This window comes from Rhodococcus sp. IEGM 1318 (genome assembly GCF_033142465.1).
Lineage (GTDB): Bacteria > Actinomycetota > Actinomycetes > Mycobacteriales > Mycobacteriaceae > Rhodococcus_F > Rhodococcus_F qingshengii_B.
Genome location: NZ_JAWLSC010000003.1, coordinates 111934 through 137404 on the forward strand (window position 1 = coordinate 111934; position 25471 = coordinate 137404).

23 protein-coding genes are annotated in these 25471 nt (G+C 63.3%); 15 read left to right on the top strand and 8 right to left on the bottom strand.

Features of this window, described 5'->3' with window-relative positions:
- Window position 1 precedes the first annotated feature (1 nt).
- The 4 genes from R4P65_RS08665 to R4P65_RS08680 are packed head-to-tail and all read right to left on the bottom strand — an operon-like array spanning window position 2 to window position 4660.
- Complete coding sequence (locus R4P65_RS08665) at window positions 2–1288, bottom strand: sulfate adenylyltransferase subunit 1 (protein ID WP_230813920.1); 1287 nt, start codon at window positions 1286–1288, stop codon at window positions 2–4.
- A complete protein-coding gene (gene cysD / locus R4P65_RS08670) occupies window positions 1288–2223 on the bottom strand; it encodes a sulfate adenylyltransferase subunit CysD (RefSeq protein WP_020908199.1) in 936 nt (311 codons plus the stop codon). The genes R4P65_RS08665 and cysD overlap by 1 nt, the downstream gene beginning before the upstream one ends.
- Complete coding sequence (locus R4P65_RS08675; RefSeq protein WP_317826198.1) at window positions 2220–2933, bottom strand: phosphoadenylyl-sulfate reductase; 714 nt, start codon at window positions 2931–2933, stop codon at window positions 2220–2222. Before R4P65_RS08675 ends, cysD begins: the two co-directional genes overlap by 4 nt.
- Window positions 2930–4660, bottom strand: coding sequence for a nitrite/sulfite reductase (locus R4P65_RS08680; protein ID WP_230813917.1), 1731 nt, complete (start codon window positions 4658–4660; stop codon window positions 2930–2932). The genes R4P65_RS08675 and R4P65_RS08680 overlap by 4 nt, the downstream gene beginning before the upstream one ends.
- Window positions 4661–5178: 518 nt before the next feature.
- Here R4P65_RS08680 and hemW point away from each other — a divergent pair.
- Window positions 5179–6405, top strand: coding sequence for a radical SAM family heme chaperone HemW (gene hemW / locus R4P65_RS08685; RefSeq protein WP_317826199.1), 1227 nt, complete (start codon window positions 5179–5181; stop codon window positions 6403–6405).
- Between the two features lie 45 nt (window positions 6406–6450).
- On the top strand, window positions 6451–7071 hold the full coding sequence (locus R4P65_RS08690) for a CG0192-related protein (RefSeq protein ID WP_317826200.1): 621 nt from the start codon (window positions 6451–6453) through the stop codon (window positions 7069–7071).
- Window positions 7072–7074: 3 nt separating this feature from the next.
- Here R4P65_RS08690 and R4P65_RS08695 read toward each other — a convergent pair whose 3' ends face one another.
- Entirely contained in the window at window positions 7075–7398 is a 324-nt protein-coding gene (locus R4P65_RS08695) for a type II toxin-antitoxin system VapB family antitoxin (RefSeq protein ID WP_230813911.1), read from the bottom strand.
- Between the two features lie 157 nt (window positions 7399–7555).
- On the opposite strand from R4P65_RS08695, the gene hrcA reads away from it, so the two are divergent.
- The 5 genes from hrcA (at window position 7556) to R4P65_RS08720 (ending at window position 12748) form a co-directional block, all read left to right on the top strand.
- Window positions 7556–8599, top strand: a complete 1044-nt coding sequence (gene hrcA / locus R4P65_RS08700; protein ID WP_003944583.1) for a heat-inducible transcriptional repressor HrcA — start codon at window positions 7556–7558, stop codon at window positions 8597–8599.
- Window positions 8600–8679: 80 nt separating this feature from the next.
- On the top strand, window positions 8680–9831 hold the full coding sequence (gene dnaJ, locus R4P65_RS08705) for a molecular chaperone DnaJ (protein WP_230813909.1): 1152 nt from the start codon (window positions 8680–8682) through the stop codon (window positions 9829–9831).
- A gap of 2 nt (window positions 9832–9833) precedes the next feature.
- Entirely contained in the window at window positions 9834–10595 is a 762-nt protein-coding gene (locus R4P65_RS08710; protein WP_317826201.1) for a 16S rRNA (uracil(1498)-N(3))-methyltransferase, read from the top strand.
- A 123-nt stretch (window positions 10596–10718) separates the two neighbouring features.
- On the top strand, window positions 10719–11957 hold the full coding sequence (locus R4P65_RS08715) for an Ig-like domain-containing protein (protein WP_317826202.1): 1239 nt from the start codon (window positions 10719–10721) through the stop codon (window positions 11955–11957).
- A 14-nt stretch (window positions 11958–11971) separates the two neighbouring features.
- Window positions 11972–12748: an alpha/beta hydrolase gene (locus tag R4P65_RS08720; protein ID WP_317826203.1), complete on the top strand. Its 777-nt coding sequence runs from the start codon at window positions 11972–11974 to the stop codon at window positions 12746–12748.
- Here the strand turns inward: R4P65_RS08720 and R4P65_RS08725 are convergent.
- Window positions 12740–14344 carry an MFS transporter gene (locus tag R4P65_RS08725; RefSeq protein ID WP_317826204.1) on the bottom strand — a complete coding sequence of 535 codons (1605 nt, stop codon included), beginning with the start codon at window positions 14342–14344 and terminating at the stop codon, window positions 12740–12742. The two genes, R4P65_RS08720 and R4P65_RS08725, sit on opposite strands and share 9 nt — an antisense overlap.
- Window positions 14345–14472: 128 nt before the next feature.
- On the opposite strand from R4P65_RS08725, the gene R4P65_RS08730 reads away from it, so the two are divergent.
- The 5 genes from R4P65_RS08730 to era all read left to right on the top strand — a co-directional run bounded on the left by R4P65_RS08730 (window position 14473) and on the right by era (window position 19228).
- Window positions 14473–15168: a TetR/AcrR family transcriptional regulator gene (locus R4P65_RS08730; protein WP_317826205.1), complete on the top strand. Its 696-nt coding sequence runs from the start codon at window positions 14473–14475 to the stop codon at window positions 15166–15168.
- A 112-nt stretch (window positions 15169–15280) separates the two neighbouring features.
- Window positions 15281–16369, top strand: a complete 1089-nt coding sequence (locus tag R4P65_RS08735; protein WP_374228001.1) for a PhoH family protein — start codon at window positions 15281–15283, stop codon at window positions 16367–16369.
- A 48-nt stretch (window positions 16370–16417) separates the two neighbouring features.
- Window positions 16418–16960, top strand: coding sequence for an rRNA maturation RNase YbeY (gene ybeY, locus R4P65_RS08740; protein ID WP_003944525.1), 543 nt, complete (start codon window positions 16418–16420; stop codon window positions 16958–16960).
- 21 nt (window positions 16961–16981) lie between these two features.
- A complete protein-coding gene (locus R4P65_RS08745; RefSeq protein WP_019749019.1) occupies window positions 16982–18286 on the top strand; it encodes a hemolysin family protein in 1305 nt (434 codons plus the stop codon).
- A gap of 24 nt (window positions 18287–18310) precedes the next feature.
- Window positions 18311–19228 carry a GTPase Era gene (gene era / locus R4P65_RS08750; protein WP_230813895.1) on the top strand — a complete coding sequence of 306 codons (918 nt, stop codon included), beginning with the start codon at window positions 18311–18313 and terminating at the stop codon, window positions 19226–19228.
- 49 nt (window positions 19229–19277) lie between these two features.
- On the opposite strand, the gene R4P65_RS08755 is transcribed toward era, so the two are convergent.
- Together R4P65_RS08755 and R4P65_RS08760 are read right to left on the bottom strand one after the other, a co-directional pair.
- A complete protein-coding gene (locus R4P65_RS08755) occupies window positions 19278–19832 on the bottom strand; it encodes a TetR/AcrR family transcriptional regulator (protein WP_230813893.1) in 555 nt (184 codons plus the stop codon).
- A gap of 4 nt (window positions 19833–19836) precedes the next feature.
- Window positions 19837–21255 carry an amidase gene (locus R4P65_RS08760; RefSeq protein WP_317826206.1) on the bottom strand — a complete coding sequence of 473 codons (1419 nt, stop codon included), beginning with the start codon at window positions 21253–21255 and terminating at the stop codon, window positions 19837–19839.
- 327 nt (window positions 21256–21582) lie between these two features.
- Between R4P65_RS08760 and kdpF the strand changes: the two genes are divergently transcribed.
- The 3 genes from kdpF to kdpB are packed head-to-tail and all read left to right on the top strand — an operon-like array spanning window position 21583 to window position 25468.
- On the top strand, window positions 21583–21681 hold the full coding sequence (kdpF, locus tag R4P65_RS08765; RefSeq protein WP_007731078.1) for a K(+)-transporting ATPase subunit F: 99 nt from the start codon (window positions 21583–21585) through the stop codon (window positions 21679–21681).
- Window positions 21681–23366 carry a potassium-transporting ATPase subunit KdpA gene (kdpA, locus tag R4P65_RS08770; protein WP_230813889.1) on the top strand — a complete coding sequence of 562 codons (1686 nt, stop codon included), beginning with the start codon at window positions 21681–21683 and terminating at the stop codon, window positions 23364–23366. The genes kdpF and kdpA overlap by 1 nt, the downstream gene beginning before the upstream one ends.
- Complete coding sequence (gene kdpB, locus R4P65_RS08775; RefSeq protein ID WP_317826207.1) at window positions 23363–25468, top strand: potassium-transporting ATPase subunit KdpB; 2106 nt, start codon at window positions 23363–23365, stop codon at window positions 25466–25468. Before kdpA ends, kdpB begins: the two co-directional genes overlap by 4 nt.
- Window positions 25469–25471 lie beyond the last annotated feature (3 nt).

The following is a 25471-nucleotide window of genomic DNA, read 5'->3' on the forward strand; positions in this document are numbered from 1 at the left end:
CTTAGACGCGCTCGCCCAATTCGACGGCGGAGATGACGTCGCCGACGAGGCCTGCGGCGAGGGTGTTCCCGCCCGCGGGATCGATCAGCAGGAAGCTGCCCGTGTGGCGGTTGACGGCGTAGTCGTCAGCCACGATCGGCTCGGCAACTCGGATCGAGATCTTGCCGATCTCGTTGAGCTCGAGAGTGTCCGGGCCCTGATCTGTGGTCAGGTCCTGCTCGTTGAAGCGCTCCACCAAGCTGCCCACGATGGCCTGCGTCGTACGCGTGCCGTGCTTGAGCAGCAATCGTGCACCGGGGCGCAGCGACTTCTCGGCCAGCCAGCAGACAGTGGCGTCGAATTCGCCGATCGGCTCGGGTGCGTCAGACGGCGACGCGATGGTGTCGCCGCGTGAGACGTCGACGTCGTCAGCCAGGATCAACGTGACGCTGCGTCCCGCGTGGGCGACGTCCAGTTCGCCGTCGGCCGTGTCGATACGTGTGACGGTGGTGCGCGTACCCGAGGGCAGGATCACCACTTCGTCGCCGGGCACGACGGAACCGGCGGCAACCTGACCGGCGTAGCCGCGGTAGTCGAGGAACTCGGCGGTGCGGGGACGGATCACGTACTGCACCGGGAAACGCAGGCCGACGCGATGCGGCTCGGCGTCGACCGGAATCGACTCGAGGTGCTCGATCAGCGTGGGACCGGTGTAGTACGGGGTCTTTTCCGAGCGGATCGCGACGTTGTCTCCGTGCAGGGCAGACACCGGGATCTCCACGACGTCTTCGCTCGCCCAGCCCAGAGAACTGGTGAGTTCGTTGAACTCGGCGGAGATCGAGGTGAAGACCTCTTCGGGGTTCTCGACGAGGTCGATCTTGTTCACGGCGAGAACCAGCTTCGGAACACCGAGGAGCGCGAGAACTGCTGCGTGCCTGCGTGTCTGTGCGATGACACCCTTGCGGGCATCGACCAGCAAGATCACGAGCTGCGCCGTCGAGGCGCCGGAGACCGTGTTGCGGGTGTACTGCACGTGGCCCGGTGTGTCGGCCAACACGAACGTGCGCTTGGGGGTCGCGAAGTAGCGGTACGCCACGTCGATGGTGATGCCCTGCTCGCGCTCGGCGCGAAGACCGTCCACCAGCAGCGAGAGGTCAGGGGTGTCGAGACCACGGTCCACTGACGCGCGGGTGACGGCGTCGATTTGGTCGGCGAGAACGGATTTGGTGTCGTACAACAGACGGCCCACGAGGGTGGACTTTCCGTCGTCGACGCTGCCGGCAGTTGCCAGTCTGAGCAGATCGCTCATCAGAAGTAGCCCTCTCGCTTGCGGTCTTCCATGGCCGCTTCGGAAACTCGGTCGTCGCCACGGGTTGCGCCGCGCTCGGTCAAACGTGATGCCGCAACCTCGGCCAGGATGGCCTCGTTGTCAGCCGCATCGGAGAGGACTGCGCCGGTGGTCGAACCGTCGCCGACGGTGCGGTAACGCACCGAAAGGGTCTGCAGCTCTTCGCCGTCAGCCGGTCCACCCCAGACGCCGGGCGTCATCCACATGCCGTCTCGCTGGTACACCGGACGCTGGTGGGCGTAGTAGATGCTGGCGAGTTCGACGTTGTCGCGGGCGATGTATCGCCAGATGTCCAGCTCGGTGAAGTTGCTGAGCGGGAAGACTCGTACCTGCTCGCCGGGGGAGTGGCGACCGTTGTACAGGTTCCACAGTTCCGGGCGCTGCTTCTTGGGGTCCCACTGACCGAAAGCGTTGCGCAGCGAGAAGATCCGCTCCTTGGCGCGGGCCCGTTCCTCGTCGCGGCGAGCACCACCGAATACGGCGTCGAAGCGGTTCTCGGAGATCGCGTCCAGCAACGGAACGGTCTGCAGCGGGTTGCGAATACCGTCGGGGCGCTCGGTGAGGCGACCGTCCGCGATGTACTCCTCGACGCTGGCCACGTGCAGGCGCAGGTTGTACTTGGCCACGACGTGGTCGCGGAAGTCGAGAACTTCCTGCAGGTTGTGGCCGGTATCGACGTGCAGCAGGGTGAACGGCAGCGGCGCAGGCCAGAAGGCCTTGATCGCCAGATGCAGCAGCACGGTGGAGTCCTTGCCGCCCGAGAAGAGAATGACCGGGCGTTCGAACTCGCCGGCCACCTCTCGGAAGATGTGGATCGCTTCGGACTCGAGGGCGTCGAGAGTATCGAACTGTGTGCCGTCGAGCTGAGGACGTGAAAGTGTCAAGTCAACTGTCATGATGCGTGCAACCCGCATTCTGTCTTGGAGGCACCGGCCCAACGACCGCTACGTGGATCGCTGCCGGGGGCTGGCTTGCTGGTGCAGGGTGCGCAGCCGATGGACGGATATCCCTCGTCGACAAGAGGATTGACGAGGATGGAATGGGTGTCGATGTAGTTCTGCATCTCCTCGTCCGACCACGGAGCGATCGGGTTGATCTTCACGAGTCCGAAGGCCTCGTCGAAGGAGATCAGGGGAGCATTGGCGCGGGTGGGAGCTTCGACGCGGCGGATGCCGGTCACCCACGCGCTGTAGCCGGACAGCGCCTGCTTGAGGGGCGCGACCTTACGCAATGCGCAGCAGCGGTTGGGATCACGGGCGAACAGATCCTTGCCCTCGGCGACATCCTGCTCGGCGACGCTTGCCAGCGCACGCGCATTGATGACGTTGACGCCGTAGACCTGCTCGACCGCGTCACGCGTGCCGATGGTCTCCGGGAAGTGGTAGCCGGTGTCGAGGAAGAGTACGTCGACGCCCGGATGCACCTGTGCGGCAAGGTGAACCAGCACTCCGTCCTGCATGTTCGACGCAACAATGTACGAGTCACCGAACGTGTCCTCGGTCCACTGCAACAGTTCCTGGGCGTTGGCTCCGTCTAGTTCTACGGCACCGCGCTCGGCGATGGACCGAAGCTCGTCGGCAGTTGCTCGCGAAATGTCCACTGTCATCGCAAATCTCCTTCGTCTGCGCGCACTGCCCATTCGGCGAACCGTTCACCTTCGTTGCGGTTCTTCACGAACTGACGTACGACGCGGTCGATGTAGTCACCCATCTCGACGCTGGTGACCTTGTGCTGGCGCAGCTTGCGTCCGAAGGCGCTGTCGAATCCGAGGCTGCCTCCCAGGTGAACCTGGAAACCCTCGACCTGATTCCCCTCACCGTCGTCGACGAGCTGACCCTTGAAGCCGATGTCGGCGATCTGCGAGCGAGCGCAGGAGTTGGGGCAACCGTTGATGTTGATGGTGATCGGCACGTCGAGCTGGCTGTTGATGTCGGCGAGACGCTGTTCGAGTTCGGGCACGAGCACCTGCGAACGCTTGCGTGTCTCGGCGAACGAGAGCTTGCAGAACTCGATGCCGGAGCAGGCCATCAGGTTCTTGCGCCAGTGCGACGGACGGGCGGGAAGGCCCAGCGCGTCGAGATCGGCGATGAGCGGCTCGAGGGTCTCGTCGGCGACGTCGAGGATGATCAGCTTCTGGTACGGCGTGAAGCGGATCCGGTCGCTGCCGGCCTTCTCCGCGGCGTCGGCGACCTGAGCCAGGATGTCTCCCGAGACGCGGCCGGCGATCGGAGCGAAACCGACTGCGTTGTGGCCGTTGCGGGTCTTCTGGATGCCGACGTGATCGATCGGGCGCTTGGGCTTCTCCGGCGCCGGGCCGTCGATGAGCGGGCGCTTCAGGTACTCGGTCTCGAGAACCTCGCGGAACTTCTCGATGCCCCAGTCCTTGATGAGGAACTTGAGCCTTGCCTTCGCGCGCAGGCGGCGGTAGCCGTAGTCACGGAAGATCGAGACGACACCCTCCCAGACGTCCGGGACCTCGTCGAGCGGAATCCAGGCGCCGACGCGCTGTGCCAGCATCGGGTTGGTGGACAGGCCGCCGCCGACCCAGAGGTCGAGGCCGGGGCCGTGCTCGGGGTGGTTCACGCCGATGAAGGCGATGTCGTTGATCTCGTGAACAACATCCTGCTGACCGGAGATGGCGGTCTTGAACTTGCGCGGCAGGTTGGAGTACTTGGGGTCGCCGATGTAACGGCGCACGATCTCGTCGATCGCAGGAGTGGGATCGAGGACCTCGTCGAGCGATTCGCCGGCCAGGGGAGAACCGAGGACGACGCGGGGGCAGTCACCGCACGCTTCGGTGGTCTTGAGTCCGACGGCTTCGAGGCGCTTCCAGATCTCCGGGACGTTCTCGACCTCGATCCAGTGGAACTGGACGTTTTCGCGGTCCGACAGGTCGGCGGTGTTCCGGCCGAATTCCTTCGAGATGCCGGCGATGGTGCGCAGCTGCTCGACGTTCAGAGCGCCGGCGTCGCAACGCACGCGCATCATGAAATATTTGGCCTCGAGCAGGTCGATGTTCTCGTCGCCGGTGAAGGTGCCGTCATAGCCTTCTTCGCGCTGGGTGTAGAGACCCCACCAGCGGAAGCGGCCGCGAAGGTCGCCCTTGTCGATGCTGTCGAAGCCCTGCTTGGAGTAGATGTTCTCGATGCGGGCCCGAACATTGAGCGGGTTGTCGTCCTTCTTGGCCTGCTCGTTGGCGTTGAGCGGCTCGCGGTAACCGAGGGCCCACTGACCTTCGGCGCGACGCTTGGCGGGACGCGCAGCGCGTGCAGGCCGGGCTTCGGCAGCTGCTGCCGAATCGGCGGGTGTGGCGGCGTCGGTGGTCGACGTCATCGATGAACTCCTGGATCTGGGCGGTTGATCGGCACGCGGCACGCACTATCGACGAACTGTGGCGGTGTCTGATCGGGACGCACCGGTCCGTGTCAGAAATCGAGGGGGCTGTCCTCGATCTCGGAAAGCTCGCGGCCGGCAGGTGTGCTCATGAAAACGAACAGCTGGAGAAGCTGTATCTCTGAAATGACGTGTCTTCGAAACGAAGTGTCTCTGCAGAGATTGTTTCGGTGAAGCAGATGGAGATGAGCGGGAAAGGCTGGAAGATCAGTGAAAGATCAACAGCTACACAGGTGCAGACACGACGAGCTGCACACACGCTTGAAGTCGACATGGCGACGCGCCACAAGTCGCACTCCGAGTCCGGTCATGCGGACCATTGTGCCACGTCAACTCGATAATTCCGACTCGGGGACATATTTCCACGAAAAACGGGGGAAATATCGAGTTCAAGCCACGTGCCGACCTGCATCGCAGGCTGAATAGGCGTGTGTTCCGGATGCTGGGACACTGGAGGCGTGAATGCCACCAGTACGACTCCCACTCGGCAGAGCGAGGCGACACCCTTCGCCTTGCCCGCGCGATCGCTCGAGGGTGTCGGGAAACGGCCGTTCGGGATCTATATCCACGTCCCGTTCTGTGCCACCAGGTGTGGGTACTGCGATTTCAACACCTACACGGCCGGTGAACTCGGAACCTCGGCATCGCCGCAGTCGTGGTTGGAAGGTCTGCGGCGCGAACTCGATCTCGCAGCCGAGATGACGGGTGCCCCGGCAGCGGAGACGGTGTTCGTAGGTGGCGGAACGCCGTCGCTGCTCGGGGGCGGCGGACTGTCCGACGTGCTGTCGGCGGTGCGCAGCAGTTTCGGTTTGGCATCGGGCGCCGAGGTGACCACGGAATCGAATCCCGAATCGACCTCGCCGGAATTCTTCGGTGCTCTCCGTAGCGCCGGATTCACCCGTATTTCCCTCGGCATGCAGTCCGCGGCTCAGCACGTCCTGAAGATCCTCGACCGCACGCACACTCCCGGCCGCGCTGTCGCTGCCGCGAAAGAGGCTCGCGCAGCTGGTTTTTCGCACGTGAACTTGGATTTGATCTATGGAACTCCGGGGGAGCGCGACGAGGATCTGGACGCTTCACTCGATGCGGTTCTCTCCGCCGATGTCGACCACGTCTCGGCCTACGCGCTGATCGTCGAGGACGGCACCGCCATGGCTCGCAAGGTCAGGCGCGGTGAGCTGCCGGCCCCGGACGACGACGTGCTGGCCTCGCGATACGAACGAATCGATTCACGCCTGGCCGATGCGGGCTTGCGATGGTACGAGGTCTCCAATTGGGCAAAAGCGGAAACCACAGACTCCGGTGACACCCGTTGCCGACACAACCTCGGGTACTGGGATGGCGGTGACTGGTGGGGCGCCGGACCGGGCGCGCACAGTCACGTCGGTGGAGTGCGGTGGTGGAACGTCAAACACCCGGCGCGGTATGCGGAACAGTTGGCGCTCGGTGAACTTCCCGTCGGCGGCAGTGAAGAACTGACCCCCGAGGACGAACACATGGAGCGCGTCATGTTGACCGCACGCTTGCGTACTGGGCTTCCGCTCTCGGAACTGTCTGCATCCGAACGGGTTTCGGCCGATCAGGTGGTCGTCGACGGGTTGGCTGTGATCGAGAACGATCACGTGGTTCTGACCGACCGTGGTCGCCTGCTCGCCGATGCGGTGATTCGCACGATTCTGACCTGACGCGCTTTCCGGCGTCGCCATCTCTTCCCGCGTAACGTGACCGCGGTGGCCATCATTCATCGTGCGCAGTTGAATCCCTCCAAGAACGACCTGCTCCGAGCGTGGGTACCCACGCAGCCGTGGCTCGGTTCCGTCGACTGTTCGACGCTCGAACGCGTCGACGCCTATCGTTTCGACGACCCGGACGGTGAGGTCGGAATCGAGACGCACCTGCTCCGCACGGCCGACGATCGAATTCTCCAGGTCCCGCTCACCTACCGTGGTGCTCCACTGGCCGGGGAGGACGCTGCACTGATCGCAACCATGGATCATTCGGTGCTGGGTAAGCGGTGGGTGTACGACGCGTGCTGTGATCCGGTCTACGTGACCGCGTTGGCGACCGCGATTCTCACCGGCGGTACCGGGGTTGAATTGGTCTTCGCGGATTCGGGCGATCACATTCCGGTGACAGCTCACGTCACGGGTAGCGGTAAGGCCGGGGCGTCGGTGCCGGTCGTCGAATCCGTGACCTGCTCGACAGTCGGCACCGACACGATCATCAGCGCGGGAGACCTGGAATTGACCGTGGTGAGAGTGATCGACGCAGACCGAGTGTCAGGCTCGGCGACGCTCACCGGAACCTGGCCGGGGCAAACGACTCCTGCGCTGCTCGTGACTGTCGCCTGAGCGTCAGCGGACGCCCTCGATGACACCGGGCATTGCGTCGAAGTCGAAGACACGCGCGTGCAGAACGACGCGGTTTCGCAGGGCCGAACGAACCGCTCGGTGCAGGCCGTCCTCGAGGTAAAGGGTGCCGCGCCAGTGCACCGCGTGAGGGAACAGATCGCCGTAGAAGGTCGAGTCCTCCGACAGCAGGCGATCGAGTTCGAGGACTTTCGTGGTGGTCACGATCTCGTCGAGTCGAACCTGACGTGGAGGGAACTTCGACCAGTCGCGTAGAGACAGTCCGTGATCGGGATACGGTTTGCCGTCCATCACGCCTTTGAAGATCATGTGCCGCCTTGTCCGTGGTTGTGCGATCGGCCGTTCACCGATCTCACTCCACAGTAAGGGCAACAGCCGTCTCTGGCGCTCGGACGATTAGACTGCCAGTGGGAACCGATGTGTAAATGTCGGTGTTCGTTCTGTTCAGGAAACGGAGGTGGCAACGATGTCGAGTACCGACGACAGGCGTTTCGAGGTCTTACGTGCAATCGTGGCCGATTACGTCTCCACCCAGGACCCGGTGGGATCCAAGGCACTGGTCGAGCGTCACAACCTCGGAGTGTCGAGCGCCACTGTGCGCAACGACATGGCATTCCTCGAAGCCGAGGGCTACATCGCCCAACCGCACACCAGTTCCGGGCGCGTCCCTACCGACAAGGGATACCGCGAGTTCGTCGATCGCATTGCCGACGTCAAGCCCATGTCCGGGCCGGAGCGTCGAGCAATCCTCGAGTTCTTGGAGTCAGGCGTCGACCTCGACGACGTTCTGCGTCGAGGTGTGCGACTGCTCGCGCAACTGACCCGTCAGGTCGCGGTTGTCCAGTACCCGTCGCTGTCCGCATCGTCGGTTCGCCACCTCGAGGTGGTCGCGCTGACGCCCGCGCGTCTGCTCCTCGTTCTCATCACCGATTCCGGCCGCGTCGATCAACGAATCGTCGAACTCGGGGACGTTCTCGAAGACGAGGATCTGTCCCGGTTGCGCACGCTTCTCGGCGGAGCACTGGAAGGCAAGCGCCTGGCCGCCGCGTCGATTGCCGTGGCGGAACTGGCCGACGAATCTCCGGCCGACCTGCGCGATGCCGTGATCCGGTCGGCAACCGTTCTGGTCGAGACCCTGGTCGAGCATCCGGAAGATCGCTTGGTCTTGGGGGGAACCTCCAACCTCACGCGCAACGCCGCTGATTTCTCCGGTCTGGCCGGCTTCCCCGGTTCGCTGCGCGCAGTGCTCGAGGCACTGGAAGAGCAGGTAGTGGTCCTGAAACTGCTCGCTGCGACGCAGAATTCCGGCACGGTCACCGTTCAGATCGGTGAAGAGACGCAGGTCGAGCAGATGCGCGGAACCTCCGTGATTTCGACTGGCTACGGCGCGGCCGGTACCGTTTTCGGTGGTGTCGGTGTGCTCGGACCCACTCGGATGGACTATCCGGGAACAATTGCATCGGTTGCCGCCGTTGCCAGATACATCGGCGAAGTTCTCTCCGAGCGATGACGGGCGTCGACATTCGTCGACACACCTCCTCGCGAGGACTGAGGAAAACCTAGAAGTAAGAGAAGGACGAGAGACTCAACGTGGCACGGGATTACTACGGATTGCTCGGCGTCGACAAGAACGCGACAGACCAGGAGCTCAAGCGCGCTTACCGCAAGCTGGCACGCGAACTGCACCCGGACGTCAACCCTGACGAGGCGGCGCAGGCCAAGTTCAAGGAGATCTCGACGGCTTACGAGGTCCTGACCGACCCGGAGAAGCGTCGCATCGTCGATCTCGGCGGAGACCCGCTCGAGTCCGGTGGCGGCGGAGGTGGCGGTTTCGGCGGCGGTTTCGGTGGAGGTGGCCTCGGCGACGTCTTCGAAGCATTCTTCGGCGGCGGTGGCGGCGCAGGACGTGGCCCGCGCGGTCGCGTTCAGCCCGGAGCCGACTCGTTGCTTCGCACCAAGCTCACGCTCGCAGAATGTGCGACGGGAGTCAGCAAGCACGTGACGGTCGAGACGGCGATCCTGTGCGACAGCTGCACCGGTGCCGGAACCAACGGCGACTCCAAGCCGGTGCGCTGCGAGACCTGCAACGGTGCCGGCGAAGTGCAGTCCATCCAGCGCTCGTTCCTCGGCCAGGTCATGACTTCGCGTCCCTGCCCGACGTGCCGCGGTGCCGGTGAGACCATCCCGGATCCCTGCCACAAGTGTGGCGGCGACGGCCGAGTTCGGGCCAAGCGCGACATCACGGTGAAGGTTCCCGCGGGCGTTGCCGGTGGCATGCGCATCCGTTTGACCGCGCAGGGTGAAGTGGGCCCTGGCGGCGGACACCCCGGCGACCTCTACGTCGAGATCGTCGAGCAGCAGCACGACGTCTTCGTTCGAGACGGTGAAGACCTGCACTGCACGATCCGCGTTCCGATGGTCGACGCAGCGCTCGGTACGACTGTCACCGTCGACACCATCATCGACGGTCCCAAGGAAATCACCATCGAGCCAGGCACCCAGCCCGGGCACGTTGCTGTTCTTCGCGGTCACGGCATGCCGAAACTGCGGTCGGGAGTGCGCGGCGACGTCCACGCTCACCTCGAAGTGGTCATCCCGAGCCGCCTCGATCACAAGCAGTCCAAGCTGCTCAAGGAATTCAAGCTGCTCCGCGATCGTGACGAGGCCGAAGTTGTCTCGACCAACTCGCAGAACAGCGGTGGATTGTTCTCGCGTCTTCGCGAAGCATTCAGCGGCCGCTGACGGTGGCCGCAACGGTCTTCTTTCTCGACCCGGTTCCCGGAGTCGGTGAAATCGCGGTTCTGGACGGGCAGGAGGGTCGCCACGCTGCGACCGTCCGACGGATCGGCGTCGGCGAGCGTTTGGTTCTGGCCGACGGTCGTGGCCGGGTAGCCGATGCCGAGGTGACGAGCGTCGGCAAGGATCGCCTGGAACTTTTGGTCAGTGACGTTCAGGTTCTCGAGCAGCCCAAGCCGTTGGTGACCCTCGTTCAGGCACTTCCCAAGGCCGAGCGTTCCGAGTTGGCCGTCGAACTGGCCACCGAGGCCGGTATCGACGCCGTGATTCCGTGGCAGTCCCTGCGGTGTGTTGCCAAGTGGGAGGGACCGAAGCTCGCCAAGGGCGTCGCACGCTGGCGAAGTGCGGCAGTATCTGCGGCTAAGCAATCCAGGCGCGCATTCGTCCCGGAGATTTCGGAGCTGCACAAGACGGCGGCGGTGATCCTGTTGGTTCGCGACGCCGTTGCCCGCGGCGCTGTGGTTGCGGTGCTTCACGAATCGGCGACGACGCCGTTGGCCGGCTTGCCGCTGGCGAGCGCGGACGAGGTCATTCTCGTTGTCGGTCCCGAAGGTGGGCTGGACGATTCGGAGATCAGCGCCTTGTCGGAGGCCGGGGCCACTCCGGTGCTTCTCGGCCCGACGGTCCTGCGCACGTCGACCGCCGGGGCCGTTGCTCTGGGCGCGATCGGAGTGCTGACCGATCGCTGGGGACCACGGCCACTGCACTGATCTTGTTGTGATCCCGAGCTGAATCGGATCCGGCGCTCAGCGAAGTGTCAGATTTGCGCACTATCGTAAGGACGTCGGGGGTCGCCTTCGGCGTGAGTTGGTTCGGGGATTTCAGGAGGCCAGATGTTGTCACGTGCGCATATGCGAATCGTTGGAGCGGTGTGTGCCGCGGCGGCGATGATGCTGGTCGCGGGGTGCACAGTCTCCACCGGAGACAACACGGGTTCCTCCAGCAGCGCCGTCACCACCACACCGACCAGCGAGGCGCTCGTCACCGTCACACCGGCGGACGGCGGAACCCCGGTGAGTCCACTCGACCCCATCGAGGTCCAGGTCGCGAAGGGAACACTGACGACCGTCGCGCTGACCAATCCCGAAGGTAAGGAAGTCGCCGGTATCACGACGCCGGACAAGACGTCCTGGAAGCCGAGCGAACCACTCGGATACGGCAAGACCTACAAGCTTGTCGTCGGTGCCGTCGACGCGAATGGTGTTGCCACGACCAAGAACACGACGCTGACCACCGTCGCGCCGAGTAATCAGACTCGCGCGTACATCAACACCACCGGTGGCGCCTCGATTTCGGACGGTGGCACGTACGGCGTCGGCACGGTCGTCGCCGTTCATTTCGACGAGTTGATCGGTGACAAAGCCGCGGCCGAAAAGTCTCTGGTGGTCACCACCAATCCGCCGGTGCTGGGATCGTGGTACTGGGTCGACGGTCAGAACGTTCACTGGCGACCGCAGAACTACTACGAACCAGGCACGACGGTCTCGGTGAACGCCAACATCTACGGCAAGCAACTCGGCAACGGACTGTACGGCCAACAGGACGACACCGTGTCCTTCAAGATCGGCGACTCCCACGTCTCGGTCGCCGACGACAACACCAAGATGGTGACCGTCTACGAAAACGGTCAGGTGATCAAGGAAATGCCGACCTCGATGGGAATGGGCGGTACCGAGACGATCGGCGGCACGACGCTCTCGTTCTGGACCCAGCCCGGCACGTACACCGTCATGGACAAGGCCAATCCCGTGATCATGGATTCGTCGACTTATGGACTGCCGATCAACTCGCGCCTCGGGTACAAGGAATCCATCAACTGGGCCACCCGCATCAGCACGGACGGTATCTATCTTCACGAGTTGGAGAGCACCGTCTGGGCGCAGGGAAACACCGACACCTCGCACGGTTGCCTCAATCTCAGTGCGGCCAATGCCAAATGGTTCTTCGATTTCTCGCAGCCAGGAGATGTCGTCGAGATCAAGAACACCGGCGGGGCTCCGCTGGAGGTGTGGCAGAACGGCGACTGGACCCTCTCGTGGGCAGACTGGGCCGCAGGCAGCGCCCTCGCCTGAGATAGATTTCCTCGGTGCCTCGATTCAAGATTCCGTACGGCCGACAAGAGCAACAGTTCGGGCATCTCTACGTTCCCGACGAGGCGGTTGACGGCCCGATCCCGATCGTCATGCAGATCCACGGCGGCTTCTGGAGCGGGCAGTACGGATTGAATCTGGGCACCGCGTTTGCCGTCGAACTCGCGCGGCACGGCGTCGCAGTGTGGAACATCGAATACCGCCGCCTCGGGGCGGGCGGTGGTTGGCCGGAAATGTCCGCCGACGTGAAAACGGCGTACGACAAAATCCCCGGACTGGTTGCCGCGAAGTCCTCGGCCGAATTCGATCTGAATCAGATTCGCCTGCTCGGGCATTCGGCCGGCGGACATCTTGCAGTGTGGCTGGCGGGAGAGAAGGACACGTTCACCCGGCCTGAACGGGTCATCGCGCAGGCTGCCGCACTCGATCTGGCGTCGGCAGGCGAGCGGGGACGACGGATCAGTTTCATCGAGGATCTGTTCGGCGTTCCGTTCGACGCGGACCCGGATCTGTATCGCGGTGCGTCGCCGCAGCATCGACTGCCGATCGGCGTCCCCGTTGTATGCGTCACGGGTGCGGAGGATCTGCAGGTGCCTGCCAAGGTGAGCTCCCGGTATGCGAAGGCTGCCGAAGCGGCTGGTGATCCCGTGGCACTGCGTGTGATCGAGGGCGAAGGGCACGACGCATTTCTCTCACCCTCGACCGAGTCCTGGCGGGTCTCCCGCGAGTTGGTTCTCGCCGAAGACCCGCTGGCCCCGATCACGTCAGACTGACACAGGGCCTTCTCGTACAGGGGCCTTCTTGCCAGGCAGGATGAACGCGACGACAACTGCGCCCACGAACAATGCAAGCCCGCCCGCCCAACTGGCCGCCGAAATCGCGTCGGCATAGGCACTGCCGGCCGCCTCGAGCAACGGCTGTGCCTGAGCTGCAGCCAACGGGTTGCTTGCCATCTCTTCGGCGACCAACGACGCGCCGCCAACGGATTCGCCCGACACCTCCATCGCATACGCGGCCTGTTGCGCAAGTTCGCCCGTCAACTGCGGAACCTGCATGCCGTTGATGAATCCGGCAATCGAATCCTTGTAGCTCGAAGCGAGGATCGAGCCGAGGATCGCGATTCCCAGCGAGCCGCCGAGTTCGATGGCGGTGTCGTTGAGGCCACCCGCAGCGCCGAGATCGTCCTCGGAGAAGTTGTCCATGATGGCGTCGGTGGCCGGCGGTTCGCTGAGACCGATGCCCAGGCCGAGCAGGATCAGTGGGACTGCGAACATCCAGTAGCCCGAATCGCCGTCGACCTGCGTGAGAATCAGAACGCCGATCGCGGCGACCACCATGCCGCCGACGATGGATGCCCGGACGCCGATCAGCGGAGTGATCCTGCCACTGACAACGGCGCCGATCGAAACGGCAATTGCCAAGGGCAGCAAACGAACACCGGTTTCGAGTGCGCCGTAGCCGAGGATGAACTGGAACTGCTGCGAGATGAAGTAGATGGCACCGAAGGCGGCGAGGAACAACAGAAGTACAGCGAGCGTCGCGCCGCCGACCATGCGCTGGCCGAGCTTACGGACGTCGAGCAGTGGCTGCGGGTGGCGCAGTTCCCAGACCACGAACGAGACGAGGCCGATCGCGGCGAGTGCAGCGGCACCGATGGGTCCGCCGCTCCACCCGAAGTGGAATCCGTTGATGATCGAGTACACGAGCGAGCCGATGGTGACCACCGAGAGTGCGCCGCCGATCCAGTCGATCCGGCCCAGGTGCTCCGCCTTGCTCGGCGGCACCAGGATTACGGCGGCGGCGGCGGCGACTGCGGCGATCGGGACGTTGATCAGGAATGTGATGCTCCAGGAATGGCTGTCGAGGATCCATCCGGCCAGTAGCGGGCCGAGGGCAATCGCGAGACCCGACGTCGCTGCCCACGCCGCGATGGCGCGTGAACGCTCCGCTTTGGGAAAGGTTGCGACCAGAAGTGAGAGCGTCGCGGGCATGATGATCGCGGCGCCGACGCCCATGATCATTCGTGCCGCGATGACGGCGTTGGTGGTGTCAGCGATGCTGCCGAACACGGCGCCGCCGGCGAACACGGCGAGTCCGGCCAGAAGCGCTCCACGGCGGCTGTACTTGTCACCGATCACGCCGAACAGCAGCATCAGCGCGGCGTAGGGGACCGTGTAGCCGTCGATGACCCATTGAAGTTGAGTGCTGGTGAGGCCGAGGTCTTTGGTCATGTCCGGAGCAGCGACGATCAGCGCGGTGTTGGCCATCACGACGATCAGCAGGCTCAGGCACAATACCCCCAGGGCGGCCCATCGCCGTGAGTACGGCTGGTCCATCTCCGAGACAGGTTTGCTCATGAGTGTCGTCATGGCGCGACTCCGTTCCTGATGATCGAAGAGACTCTTCGATCTATTTGCACACTGGTGTGTAAGTTAATAACTTGCACACCGATGTGCAACTATGATTGATCTAGATCACAGTTGGGCAGTCGAAAGAGGTGGAACGCGCGTTGACGCATTCGGGCACAGTCGTTTCGGGAACTGCCGAATCGGGCGGACGGCAGCGTCGTAGTCAGGCCGCGGCGAATCGCAATCGCATCATCGAGGCGGCGATCACGGCGTTCGCTGCTGATCCGGATGCGAGCATGGACGACGTCGCAAAGGCCGCCGGTGTGGTCAGGCGAACCGTGTACGCGCATTTCGACAGCCGTGAGGCGCTGATCAACGGCATCGTGGACGAGGCATCGACCGATCTCGTGGCTGCGCTGAGCCAAGCCGGTGAGCCGCCCGAGCGCCCGGATCTGGCGACTGCCGTACTTGCATTGCTGTCGTGGCCGGTCGGCGATCGATTCCGGATGTTGCTCAGCTTTGCTCGCAAAGAGTTGGGGGAGCAGCGGATTCTCGATTTGATGGAGCCCGCGCGCGCCGTGAGTATCAGCGTCGTCGAGCGCGGTCAGCGTGACGGAACCTTCTCGACATACCTGCCGGCCGAGACTCTGGTAGCGATGACCGAGGCGATCACGATCACTTTGTTCGATCAGGCCAACAGTGGGTTCATCACGGACTCTGGCGAATCCTTTGCCGCGGTGTGCCTGGTCATCGCTGGTATCAGTCCGGAGCGAAGTGCCGAGATCGTCGCCGAAGCGTCGGAATGGATCCGCGAATCGCTCCCGTCCGGTCGCCGCGAGGATTAGGCCGGAACGATTAACAAGTGGGCCGTGTCCGACTCGGGCGCTAGACTTCGAAGTATCGAGGCTCACGAGTCGAGTGGGCTGATCGGACCAGAAAGCAGGCCATATTCACCACGTGAGTGAACACAGTGAACTCGACGGGAACCGTGTAACCACCATCACCGAGCGCGCTCTGCCCGCAGAGCGCACCGTCCGTTCGAGTATGGATCTGGCGCCGGAGACCGTGCGTCAAATCCTGGGGGCGACGGACGAGAACCTCACCGCGATCGAACGTGAGCTTCGTGCCGACATTCATGTACGTGGCGGAACCATCTCCTTGTCGGGGACGGCTGCAGACGTGGCGCTGGCAGAACGTGTGTTCAGTGAATTGGCGTCGCTGGCCGGTCGGGGGCAGCCCATCGCACCGGACGCTGTTCGACGAACCATCGGCATGCTCACCAACGAGGTCGGCGAGTCTCCGGCCGAGGTCCTCTCCCTCGACATTCTTTCGCGTCGGGGCAAGACGATTCGGCCGAAGACCCTCAACCAGAAACGCTACGTCGACGCCATCGACGAGAACACCATCGTGTTCGGAGTCGGCCCGGCCGGCACGGGCAAGACCTACCTCGCCATGGCCAAGGCCGTACAGGCGTTGCAAGCCAAGCAAGTCTCTCGGATCATCTTGACCAGGCCGGCAGTCGAGGCCGGCGAGCGACTGGGCTTTCTGCCCGGCACGCTGCACGAGAAGATCGATCCGTACCTGCGCCCGCTGCACGACGCGTTGCACGACATGATGGATCCCGAGGCGATTCCGAAGTTGATGCAGGCCGGAGTCATCGAGGTCGCTCCGCTCGCCTACATGCGTGGCCGCACGCTCAACGACGCCTTCATCATCTTGGACGAAGCACAGAACACCACAGCCGAGCAGATGAAGATGTTCCTGACCCGCCTCGGGTTCGGTTCCAAGATCGTGGTCACCGGAGACGTGACCCAGGTCGATCTGCCGGGCGGGGCCCGCTCGGGTCTGCGCGCGGCATCCGAAATCCTCACCGGAATCGACGATATTCATTTCGCCGCTCTCGACAGCAGCGACGTCGTACGTCATCGGCTGGTCTCCCACATCGTCGACGCTTACGAGCGTCACGAAGCGGATCGGTCCGGCGAGTTGGCGGTCGGAAACCGGGCGCAGCGCCGCGCTGCACATGCTCATTCACCGCGACGGTAGGCTGATCGACGCATCAACCCCTACTTTTTGCAGGAAAGAGCGTCGCACATGAGCATCGAGGTCTCGAACGAATCGGGCATGGATATCTCCGAACCGGAGTTGATCAGCGTTGCCCGTTTCGTGATCGCTCGGATGGATGTCCATCCGGCGGCCGAGCTGTCGATGGTTCTCGTCGACTCCGCGACGATGGCGGATCTGCACGTTCGTTGGATGGATCTGCCGGGCCCGACCGACGTGATGTCGTTCCCGATGGACGAACTCGAGCCTGGTGGCCGTCCCGATTCCCCCGAGCCTGGGCCGTCGATGCTCGGCGACATCGTGCTGTGTCCGTCTTTTGCTGCGGATCAGGCCGACAAGGCCGGGCATTCACTGGCTCACGAACTTGCCCTCCTGACCGTCCACGGCGTGTTGCACCTCCTCGGTTACGACCATGCGGAGCCGGAAGAGGAGAAGGAGATGTTCGGCTTGCAGAACAGCCTCCTCGAAGAGTGGTACGAAGACCTTCGCCGCATCGACCGCGAAGCAGCACTGGCCGAACGTGATCAGAAGCTGCTCGGTAAGACGGGTTTCGTCGACGGAGTGGACCGATAACAGTTATCCGGGGGTTCTGTAGTGAGTAGCGCCATAGCGCTCTTTGTTCTGGCGATTGCTCTTGTCCCGGTCGGTGGTGTCTTCGCGGCCGTCGACTCGGCGCTCAATACCATTTCGTCGGCGCGCATCGACGAGATGGCAAAGGAAGAGCGAGCCGGTGCGGCGCGAGTGCAACGCATCCTGACCGATCGTCCGCGATACGTGAATCTGATGGTCCTGCTTCGCATTTTGTGCGAGATCACGGCCACCGTCGTACTCGTGGGCGGCCTGATCGACATCCTCTCGTTGGGCTGGGCGCTGACCGTCACCGCAGTGATCATGGTTCTCGTCTCGTACGTGGTCATCGGCGTCGGACCGAGAACGCTTGGGCGCCAACATGCGTACTCGATCGCGATGGCAGCTTCTCTCCCACTGCTCTGGATCGGTGTTCTGCTCGGGCCGATCAGTCGCGTCCTGATCCTCGTCGGTAACGCCTTGACCCCGGGTAAGGGCTTCCGCAACGGCCCGTTCGCTTCGGAAATCGAGTTGCGTGAACTCGTGGACATGGCGCAGGAACGCGGCGTCGTCGCCGACGAAGAACGCCGAATGATCCAGTCCGTCTTCGAACTCGGAGACACGTCGGCACGCGAGGTGATGGTGCCTCGCACCGACATGGTGTGGATCGAGAACGACAAGAATGCCGGACAAGCAACATCGTTGGCCGTGCGCAGTGGTCACTCGCGCTTGCCTGTCATCGGGGAGAACGTCGACGACGTGCTCGGTGTCGTCTACCTCAAGGATCTGGTCAAGCAGACCTACCACCTGCCCGACGGCGGCCGGAACGTCAACGTCTGCGACGTCATGCGGCCGGCGGTCTTCGTTCCCGACTCGAAGCCACTCGACAGCTTGCTGGCCGAGATGCAGCGCGACCGCAATCACATGGCGATCCTCGTCGACGAGTACGGCGGAATCGCCGGGCTGGTCACGATCGAGGACGTCATCGAGGAGATCGTCGGCGAGATCGCCGACGAGTACGACGAGGACGAGACGCCGCCCATCGAGGATCTCGGTGACGGAATGTTTCGCGTATCCGCGAGACTTCCCATCGAAGACCTCGGTGAATTGTTCGATCTCGAACTCGAACTCGACGAGGTGGAGACCGTCGGCGGGCTCATCGGATACGTACTCGGCCGAGTTCCACTTCCCGGTTCCGAAGTGGAGTACGACGGTTTGATCCTGCGCGGCGAGGGAACCAATACGGGCCGGGGACGGGTACGCATCAGCACGGTGTTCGTGCAGCGCATCCCGCGGTCCGAAGACGAAGAGACAGAAGACACCGATGACTGAGCGAGTGTTCAGCGAGGAGCAGTTATGAGCAACAACGAATTCCGGTCAGGCTTCGTGTGTTTCGTGGGTCGACCCAATACGGGTAAGTCCACGCTGACCAACGCGTTGGTCGGCAGCAAGATCGCGATCACGTCCTCGCGACCGCAGACGACGCGCCATACGATTCGTGGCATCGTTCACCGCGAGCATGCGCAGCTGATCCTGGTGGACACCCCCGGACTGCACAAGCCCCGCACCTTGCTCGGGCAGCGCCTCAACGACCTGGTTCGTGACACCTACTCCGAGGTCGACGTCATCTGCCTGTGCATCCCGGCTGACGAGGCCATCGGGCCCGGCGACCGCTGGATCGTGCAACAGGTCCGTCAGATGGCGCCCAAGACCAAGCTGGTAGGCATCGTCACCAAGATCGACAAGGTAAGCCGCGACGCCGTCGGCAAGCAGTTGCTTGCGTTGTCCACCCTGCTCGGCCCCGAATCCGAGGTTGTCCCGGTCTCCGCGCAGTCGGGCGAGCAGGTCGAGATCCTGGTCGACGTCCTTGCCGGTCTGATGGACGAGGGCCCGGCCTTCTACCCGGACGGCGAACTGACGGACGAGCCCGAAGAGGTGCTCATGGCCGAACTCATCCGTGAGGCTGCGCTCGAGGGCCTCGGTGAAGAATTGCCTCACTCCTTGGCCGTGGTGATCGAGGAGGTCATCCCGCGCGAGGGTCGCACCGAGAAGCAGGGCGAGATGCTCGACGTCCATGCGTTGCTCTACGTCGAGCGTCCCAGTCAGAAGGGCATCGTCATCGGTAAGGGCGGAGCGCGTCTGCGGGAAGTCGGTACCAGTGCCCGCCTGCAGATCGAAAAGCTGCTCGGTGTGCGGATCTTCCTGGAGTTGCACGTCAAGGTAGCCAAGGATTGGCAGCGCGACCCGAAACAGTTGGGCCGGCTGGGCTTCTAGGGCCTCCGGCCCCGTGAGTGGTTAAGCAGTCCCTGGACTCCTTAACCACTCACAGGGGCCGGAGGACCCTGAGGATCGCCGCACCGATGTCCTGATCGTCGACGCCCGTAGCCAGGCGACGGAGCTGCAGACCGGTGATGACGGCGACGAGAGTGGATGCAATCGACTCCGGATCCGGTATGCCAAGTGCCGTCAAAATCGTGACGGTCAGATCGTCGTATGCGGCAAAGCATTCGACCGCCACCTGATGTAGTTCGTGGTCTCGGCCGGCGGCGATGTACATCTCGAACGGCGCGATCCGCTCGGCGGAGAACGACAGATCTCGCGTCACCTTCTCGGCAATTGCCGCGGCGTCCTCGACGCTCAGACCTTTGTCGCGGTACTCCTCGGCCAAGGCTCGCAGGCGCGTCGTCTCGTCTGTCACGAAGCGAGACAGCGCCGCCCGAAGCATGTCCGACTGGCTCGCGAAGTGATAGGTGATCGATCCGAGTGAGACGCCCGCCTGCGCTGCGATGCGCCGGTTGCTCACGCCGGGGATGCCGTCGGTACCGACGACGTGCAGAACGGCGTCGAGTATTCGCTCGCGAACGTCGCGGTTACTCATCGAATCACCACCACGGCTCGGGGCGGACCTGATCCCAACGCAGGACCGATTCCAATTGTGAAGCGAGCGAGACCAACAGCGGTTCGGTGTTCTCGTTGCCCATCAACTGCGCACCGATGGGCAGGCCGGCCTTGCTGAATCCGGCCGGCACGTTGACCGACGGCCAGCCGAGGACGTTCCACGGCCACGCGTACGGGCAAGCGCCGGTCATGACCTTGTCGGTGTCCCAACCGCCGATGCCGTCGATGGCGGTCGCCATGATCGGCGGAGTTGCCGTCGTGGGTGCCAGGACGACGTCGTACGTGTCGAAGATCGCTCCGATCCGCTTTCGCATCCGCGGCTCGGCTGCACGGGCTGCACGCAGAGGTGCGCCGCGAAGTAGCTTGCCGTTCTGCGCATTTCCGCGTGTTCGGGCATCGACCAGTGTCGGGTCGGGAACGCGTCCGAGCCAGTCGTGAACTCCGACGAGTGAGCGGGGCAGAAAGTTCAGGCCGAAGATCAGGCCGTACGCGGGATCGTCCACGACGACGTGATGTCCGAGTTCCCGCAGAGTGTCGGCGATCGAATGCACGGCGAGGCGCACCTCGGGGTCCAGCTTCACGGGAGTAGCAGTGAACGGGTTACGAAGGGAAAGAGCGATTTTCAGCTTTCCGGGGTTGCGTCCTACCGCATCGCTGACCGTCACCGGTGTCGGCTTGTGGAGATCGCCGTCGTGGTTGCCCGCAGTGACGTCGAGTAGCAGTGCGGCGTCGGCGACGGTGCGGGCGAGGGGTCCGTTGACCGTCAGGCCGTAAAACGCTTCGGGGTCGGGCCAGGTGGAAATGCGCCCGCGCTGCGGCTTGATTCCGACGAGGTTGGTCCAGGCCGCTGGAATCCGAATGGAACCGGCACCGTCGGAACCGATTCCGGCGCTGACCAATCCGGCCGCGACAGCCGCGGCGGTGCCGCCCGACGATCCTCCGGGGGTGTGGTGACGCGACCACGGATTGCGCGTGTAACCGAAGGCGGAACCACTGGTGAGCGGCCACTGGCCCAGTTCAGGGCTGTTGGTCTTGCCCACGATCACTGCGCCGGCGTCGCGGAGTCGACGAATCATCTCCGAGTCCTCGGTCTTCGCCGGGAAATCGCCAGGGCAACCGAAGGCGGTGGGTTCGCCGGTGATGTCGACATCGTCCTTCACTGCGATCGGCACACCGAGTAGCGGTAGACGCTCACCGAGTGCGAGACGCCTGTCGGCCTCGGCGGCTTCCTCGAGTGCCTTCTCTCGCCGCACGATCTTGAACGCATTGAGATGAGGCTGAGTTGCGTCGATCCGGCTCAGCGTTGCCTCGGTGGCCGCGACGGACGAAGTAGCACCCGAGGCCAGACTCGCAACCTGGTCGACGAGGCCGGGGGCGAGATCGTGGTCGGTTCGAGAAGTCATCAGGTTCCCTTCGCAAAACTGTTCGTTCGAACGAACAGTAACTTGTTTCAGTATTGGCGAACTTCGGTTCCGCGTCAAGATCGCGTCAAGACGCCAGGTCAGCGCGTAAGTGGATCGTCAGAGACGCGGAATACGGCCGAACCGAGGTCGAAGCTGAGAGAGCGCATCCGGTCCAGGCGACCGAGCGTCATGGCTGCGATGCACAGCAGCACGGCAAAGATTTCGAAGAGGGAAGCTCATGGCCGATCTGGCCTACGTTGCTCTGATTCTCGGCGGTTTTCTCGTGTGCGCGCTGGTGCTGCGCGCCCTACAAGCGAGCGCTCCCAAATGACGGTTGCCGGTGTGGTCAGCGTGGTTCTGATCGCCGTCGCCGCGGCATTGGTCATTTATCTGCTCGTTGCACTCGTAGATCCTGAGAGGTTCTGATGTCGCCCGCTCTTGCAGCCGGCCTGCAGATCGCTTTTGTTCTCGTCGTTCTCGCGATCGCCTACGTTCCGGTGGGCGACTACATGGCACGTGTCTACTCGTCGTCGCGAGATCTACGGGTCGAGAGTGTGATCTACCGCGTCGGTCGGATCGACTCTCGGGCCGAGCAGACATGGTACGGCTACGCCGCAAGCGTTCTCGGATTCTCGTTGGCGAGCGCATTGTTCCTGTACTTCCTGCAACGGATTCAGGGTGTACTACCGCTGAACGACGGACTGTCCGGCGTCAGTCCCGCCGTTGCCTTCAACACCACGATTTCCTTTGTGGCGAACACGAACTGGCAGTCGTATACGCCGGAAACGACGATGAGCAACTTCGTTCAGCCTGTCGGTCTGGCGGTGCAGAACTTCGTCTCGGCTGCAGTGGGCATGGCAGTGGCCATCGCGTTGGTGCGTGGCTTCATTCGGGTGGCCAGGGGCGGTGAGATCGGCAACTTCTGGGTCGATCTGACGCGTGGCTCTCTGCGCATCCTCCTCCCGTTCGCCTTCGTGATCGCCTTGATCCTGTTGAGCCAGGGAGTGATCCAGTCGTTCCACAGCGGTTTCGCCTCCACCGGCCTCGACGGCAACGCGGTGACCAACGCACTTGCTCCCGTCGCGTCCCAGGAAGCGATCAAGGAACTCGGCACCAACGGTGGCGGGATCTTGGCTGCCAACTCGGCGCACCCGTTCGAGAACCCCACCCCGGTGAGCAATATCGTCGAGATCCTGGCGATCCTGCTGATCCCGGTTTGCCTCACTCGGACTTTCGGAACCCTGGTCGGTGACCGTAGGCAAGGCCTCACCCTGCTGGCAGTGATGGGAATCCTGTGGAGCGGACTGCTCGCGGTCACGCTAGCGGCCGAATCCGGTGCCCGCGGTGTCGCTGCCACTGCTGCCGGCTCGATGATGGAAGGCAAGGAAGTTCGTTTCGGAATCCCCGGATCAGCATTGTTCGCGGTGTCGACAACGGGAACGTCGACAGGTGCGGTGAACTCGGCCCACGACAGCATGTCGCCCCTCGGCGGCGGAGCGGTCCTGCTCAACATGTTGCTCGGCGAAATCGCACCGGGCGGAGTAGGAACCGGCCTCTACGGGATTCTTGTGCTGGCACTGATCGCAGTGTTCGTCGGCGGATTGTTGGTCGGTCGTACACCCGAATACCTCGGCAAGAAGTTGGGTCGACGCGAGATCACCCTTGCGGCGCTGTCGATCCTGGTCATGCCCGCGCTGGTCTTGATCGGTACCGCCATCACCGTCATCCTCGGTTCGACCACCGGCTATCAAGGCAATGGGGGAGATCCGGGCACACCGGGATCCATCCACGGGTTCAGCGAGGTGCTTTACGCCTTCGCCTCCGCCTCGAACAACAACGGCAGCGCGTTCGGCGGTCTGACGGTTACCAGCGACTGGTTCCAGTCGTCTCTCGGAATCTGCATGCTCCTTGGCCGATTCCTGCCGATCATCTTCGTTCTCGCTTTGGCCGGTGCTCTGGCCTCGCAGAAGAAGGTGGCGCCGACGGCCGGCACCCTGCCGACATCCGGACCGATGTTCACCGGTTTGTTGACCGGCACCGTCGTTCTTGTTGCTGCACTTACATTCTTCCCGGCCCTCGCGCTGGGCCCGCTAGCGGAGGCTCTTCAATGACCGTGCGTATCAGTGAGAAACCCGCGGTAGCGCAAGACGCTGCCGACAAGGTTGATCCAGGGCAGTCCCGTCAAGTACACGCAGGCGTTTTCAACCCGCGCCAGATGATCACCGCGTTGCCTGGGGCCGTGCGCAAACTCGACCCACGCCACCTCGCACGCAACCCGGTCATGTTCGTAGTGTTCGTCGGTTCCGTCATCACCACTGTCATGGCGATTGCCGATCCCTCGGTGTTCTCCTGGGTGATCGCACTGTGGCTCTGGTTCACGGTGATCTTCGCGAACCTTGCCGAATCCGTGGCCGAAGGGCGCGGTAAGGCGCAGGCGGCAAGCCTGCGAAAGGTAAAGCAGGACACCACAGCACATCGGATCACGATGAGCGGTGCGATCGAATCGGTTTCGGGCACCGAACTGGTGGTCGGCGATCGGGTGATAGTGGTCGCCGGTGAAGTCATCCCCGGCGACGGCGACGTGGTCGAAGGTATTGCCTCCGTGGACGAATCGGCGATCACCGGTGAATCCGCGCCGGTAGTCCGTGAATCCGGTGGCGACCGCTGCGCTGTCACCGGTGGTACGACGGTCCTCTCCGACCGCATCGTCGTGGAAATCACCGCAGCACCGGGCAGTTCGTTCGTGGACCGGATGATCGCGCTCGTCGAGGGTGCCTCGCGTCAGAAGACACCCAACGAGATTGCGCTCAACATCCTGCTTGCGTCGTTAACTGTCATCTTCCTCCTCGCCGTCGTTGCCATCGGCCCGATGGGCTTGTACGCAGGGCATGAGCAGGATCCGATCAAGCTGATCGCACTTCTCGTCTGTCTGATCCCGACGACCATCGGCGCATTGCTCTCGGCGATCGGTATCGCGGGGATGGACCGCCTCGTCCAGCGCAACGTTCTCGCGATGTCAGGGCGTGCCGTGGAAGCTGCGGGCGACATCGACACCCTGCTGATGGACAAGACCGGAACCATTACCTTCGGTAACCGCCGGGCCACCGCGCTCCACCCGGCGCCGGGCGTATCCGCCGACGATCTTGCTGCGGCGGCCCGCTTGTCGAGCCTGGCCGACGGAACTCCCGAGGGACGGAGCATCGTCGAGTTGTGCGCAGCAGAGTTCGGTCTCGCTGCCGAGCCGACGCTGGACGAGGAACGCGCAGAGTTTGTTCCGTTCACGGCACAAACACGGATGAGCGGACTCGACCACTCCGGACGCCAAATCCGAAAGGGCGCAGCAGATGCTGTGATGAACTGGGTCGTCAGCGGCGGTGGACACGCAGAGACCGCGGTGACCGACACCGTGAACGACATCGCCCAAGCCGGCGGTACGCCATTGGTGGTTGCGGTCAAGCAAAGCGAGCGCACCTCGATTCTCGGCGTCATCGCGCTGTCCGACGTCGTCAAGCCGGGTATGGCCGAGAGGTTCGCCGAACTCCGGGCGATGGGTATTCGCACGATCATGATCACGGGCGACAATCCGTTGACTGCAAAGGCGATTGCCGATCAGGCCGGCGTCGACGACTTCATGGCAGAGGCCACCCCAGAGGACAAACTGGCCCTGATCCGGAAGGAACAGGAAGGTGGGCGCCTCGTCGCGATGACCGGTGACGGGACCAATGACGCTCCAGCCCTTGCCCAGGCGGACGTCGGCGTCGCGATGAACACGGGAACCTCGGCGGCCAAAGAGGCCGGGAACATGGTCGATCTCGATTCCGACCCCACCAAGCTGATCGAGGTAGTCGAGATCGGCAAGCAACTGCTGATCACCCGCGGCGCGTTGACCACTTTCTCATTGGCGAACGACCTCGCGAAGTATTTCGCAATCCTGCCTGCGTTGTTCAGCGGCATCTATCCGCAACTGGACGCGTTGAACATCATGCGGCTCGCCACCCCCGAATCGGCGATCGTCTCGGCCGTGATCTTCAACGCCCTGGTGATCATCGGGTTGATTCCGTTGGCACTCAAGGGTGTTCGATACCGACCGTCGACGGCGTCACAGTTGCTCGGACGCAACCTGCTCGTCTACGGGCTCGGTGGTGTGATCACACCGTTCGTCGGTATCTGGCTGATCGATCTCGTCGTACGTTTGATTCCTGGAATTGGGTGACCT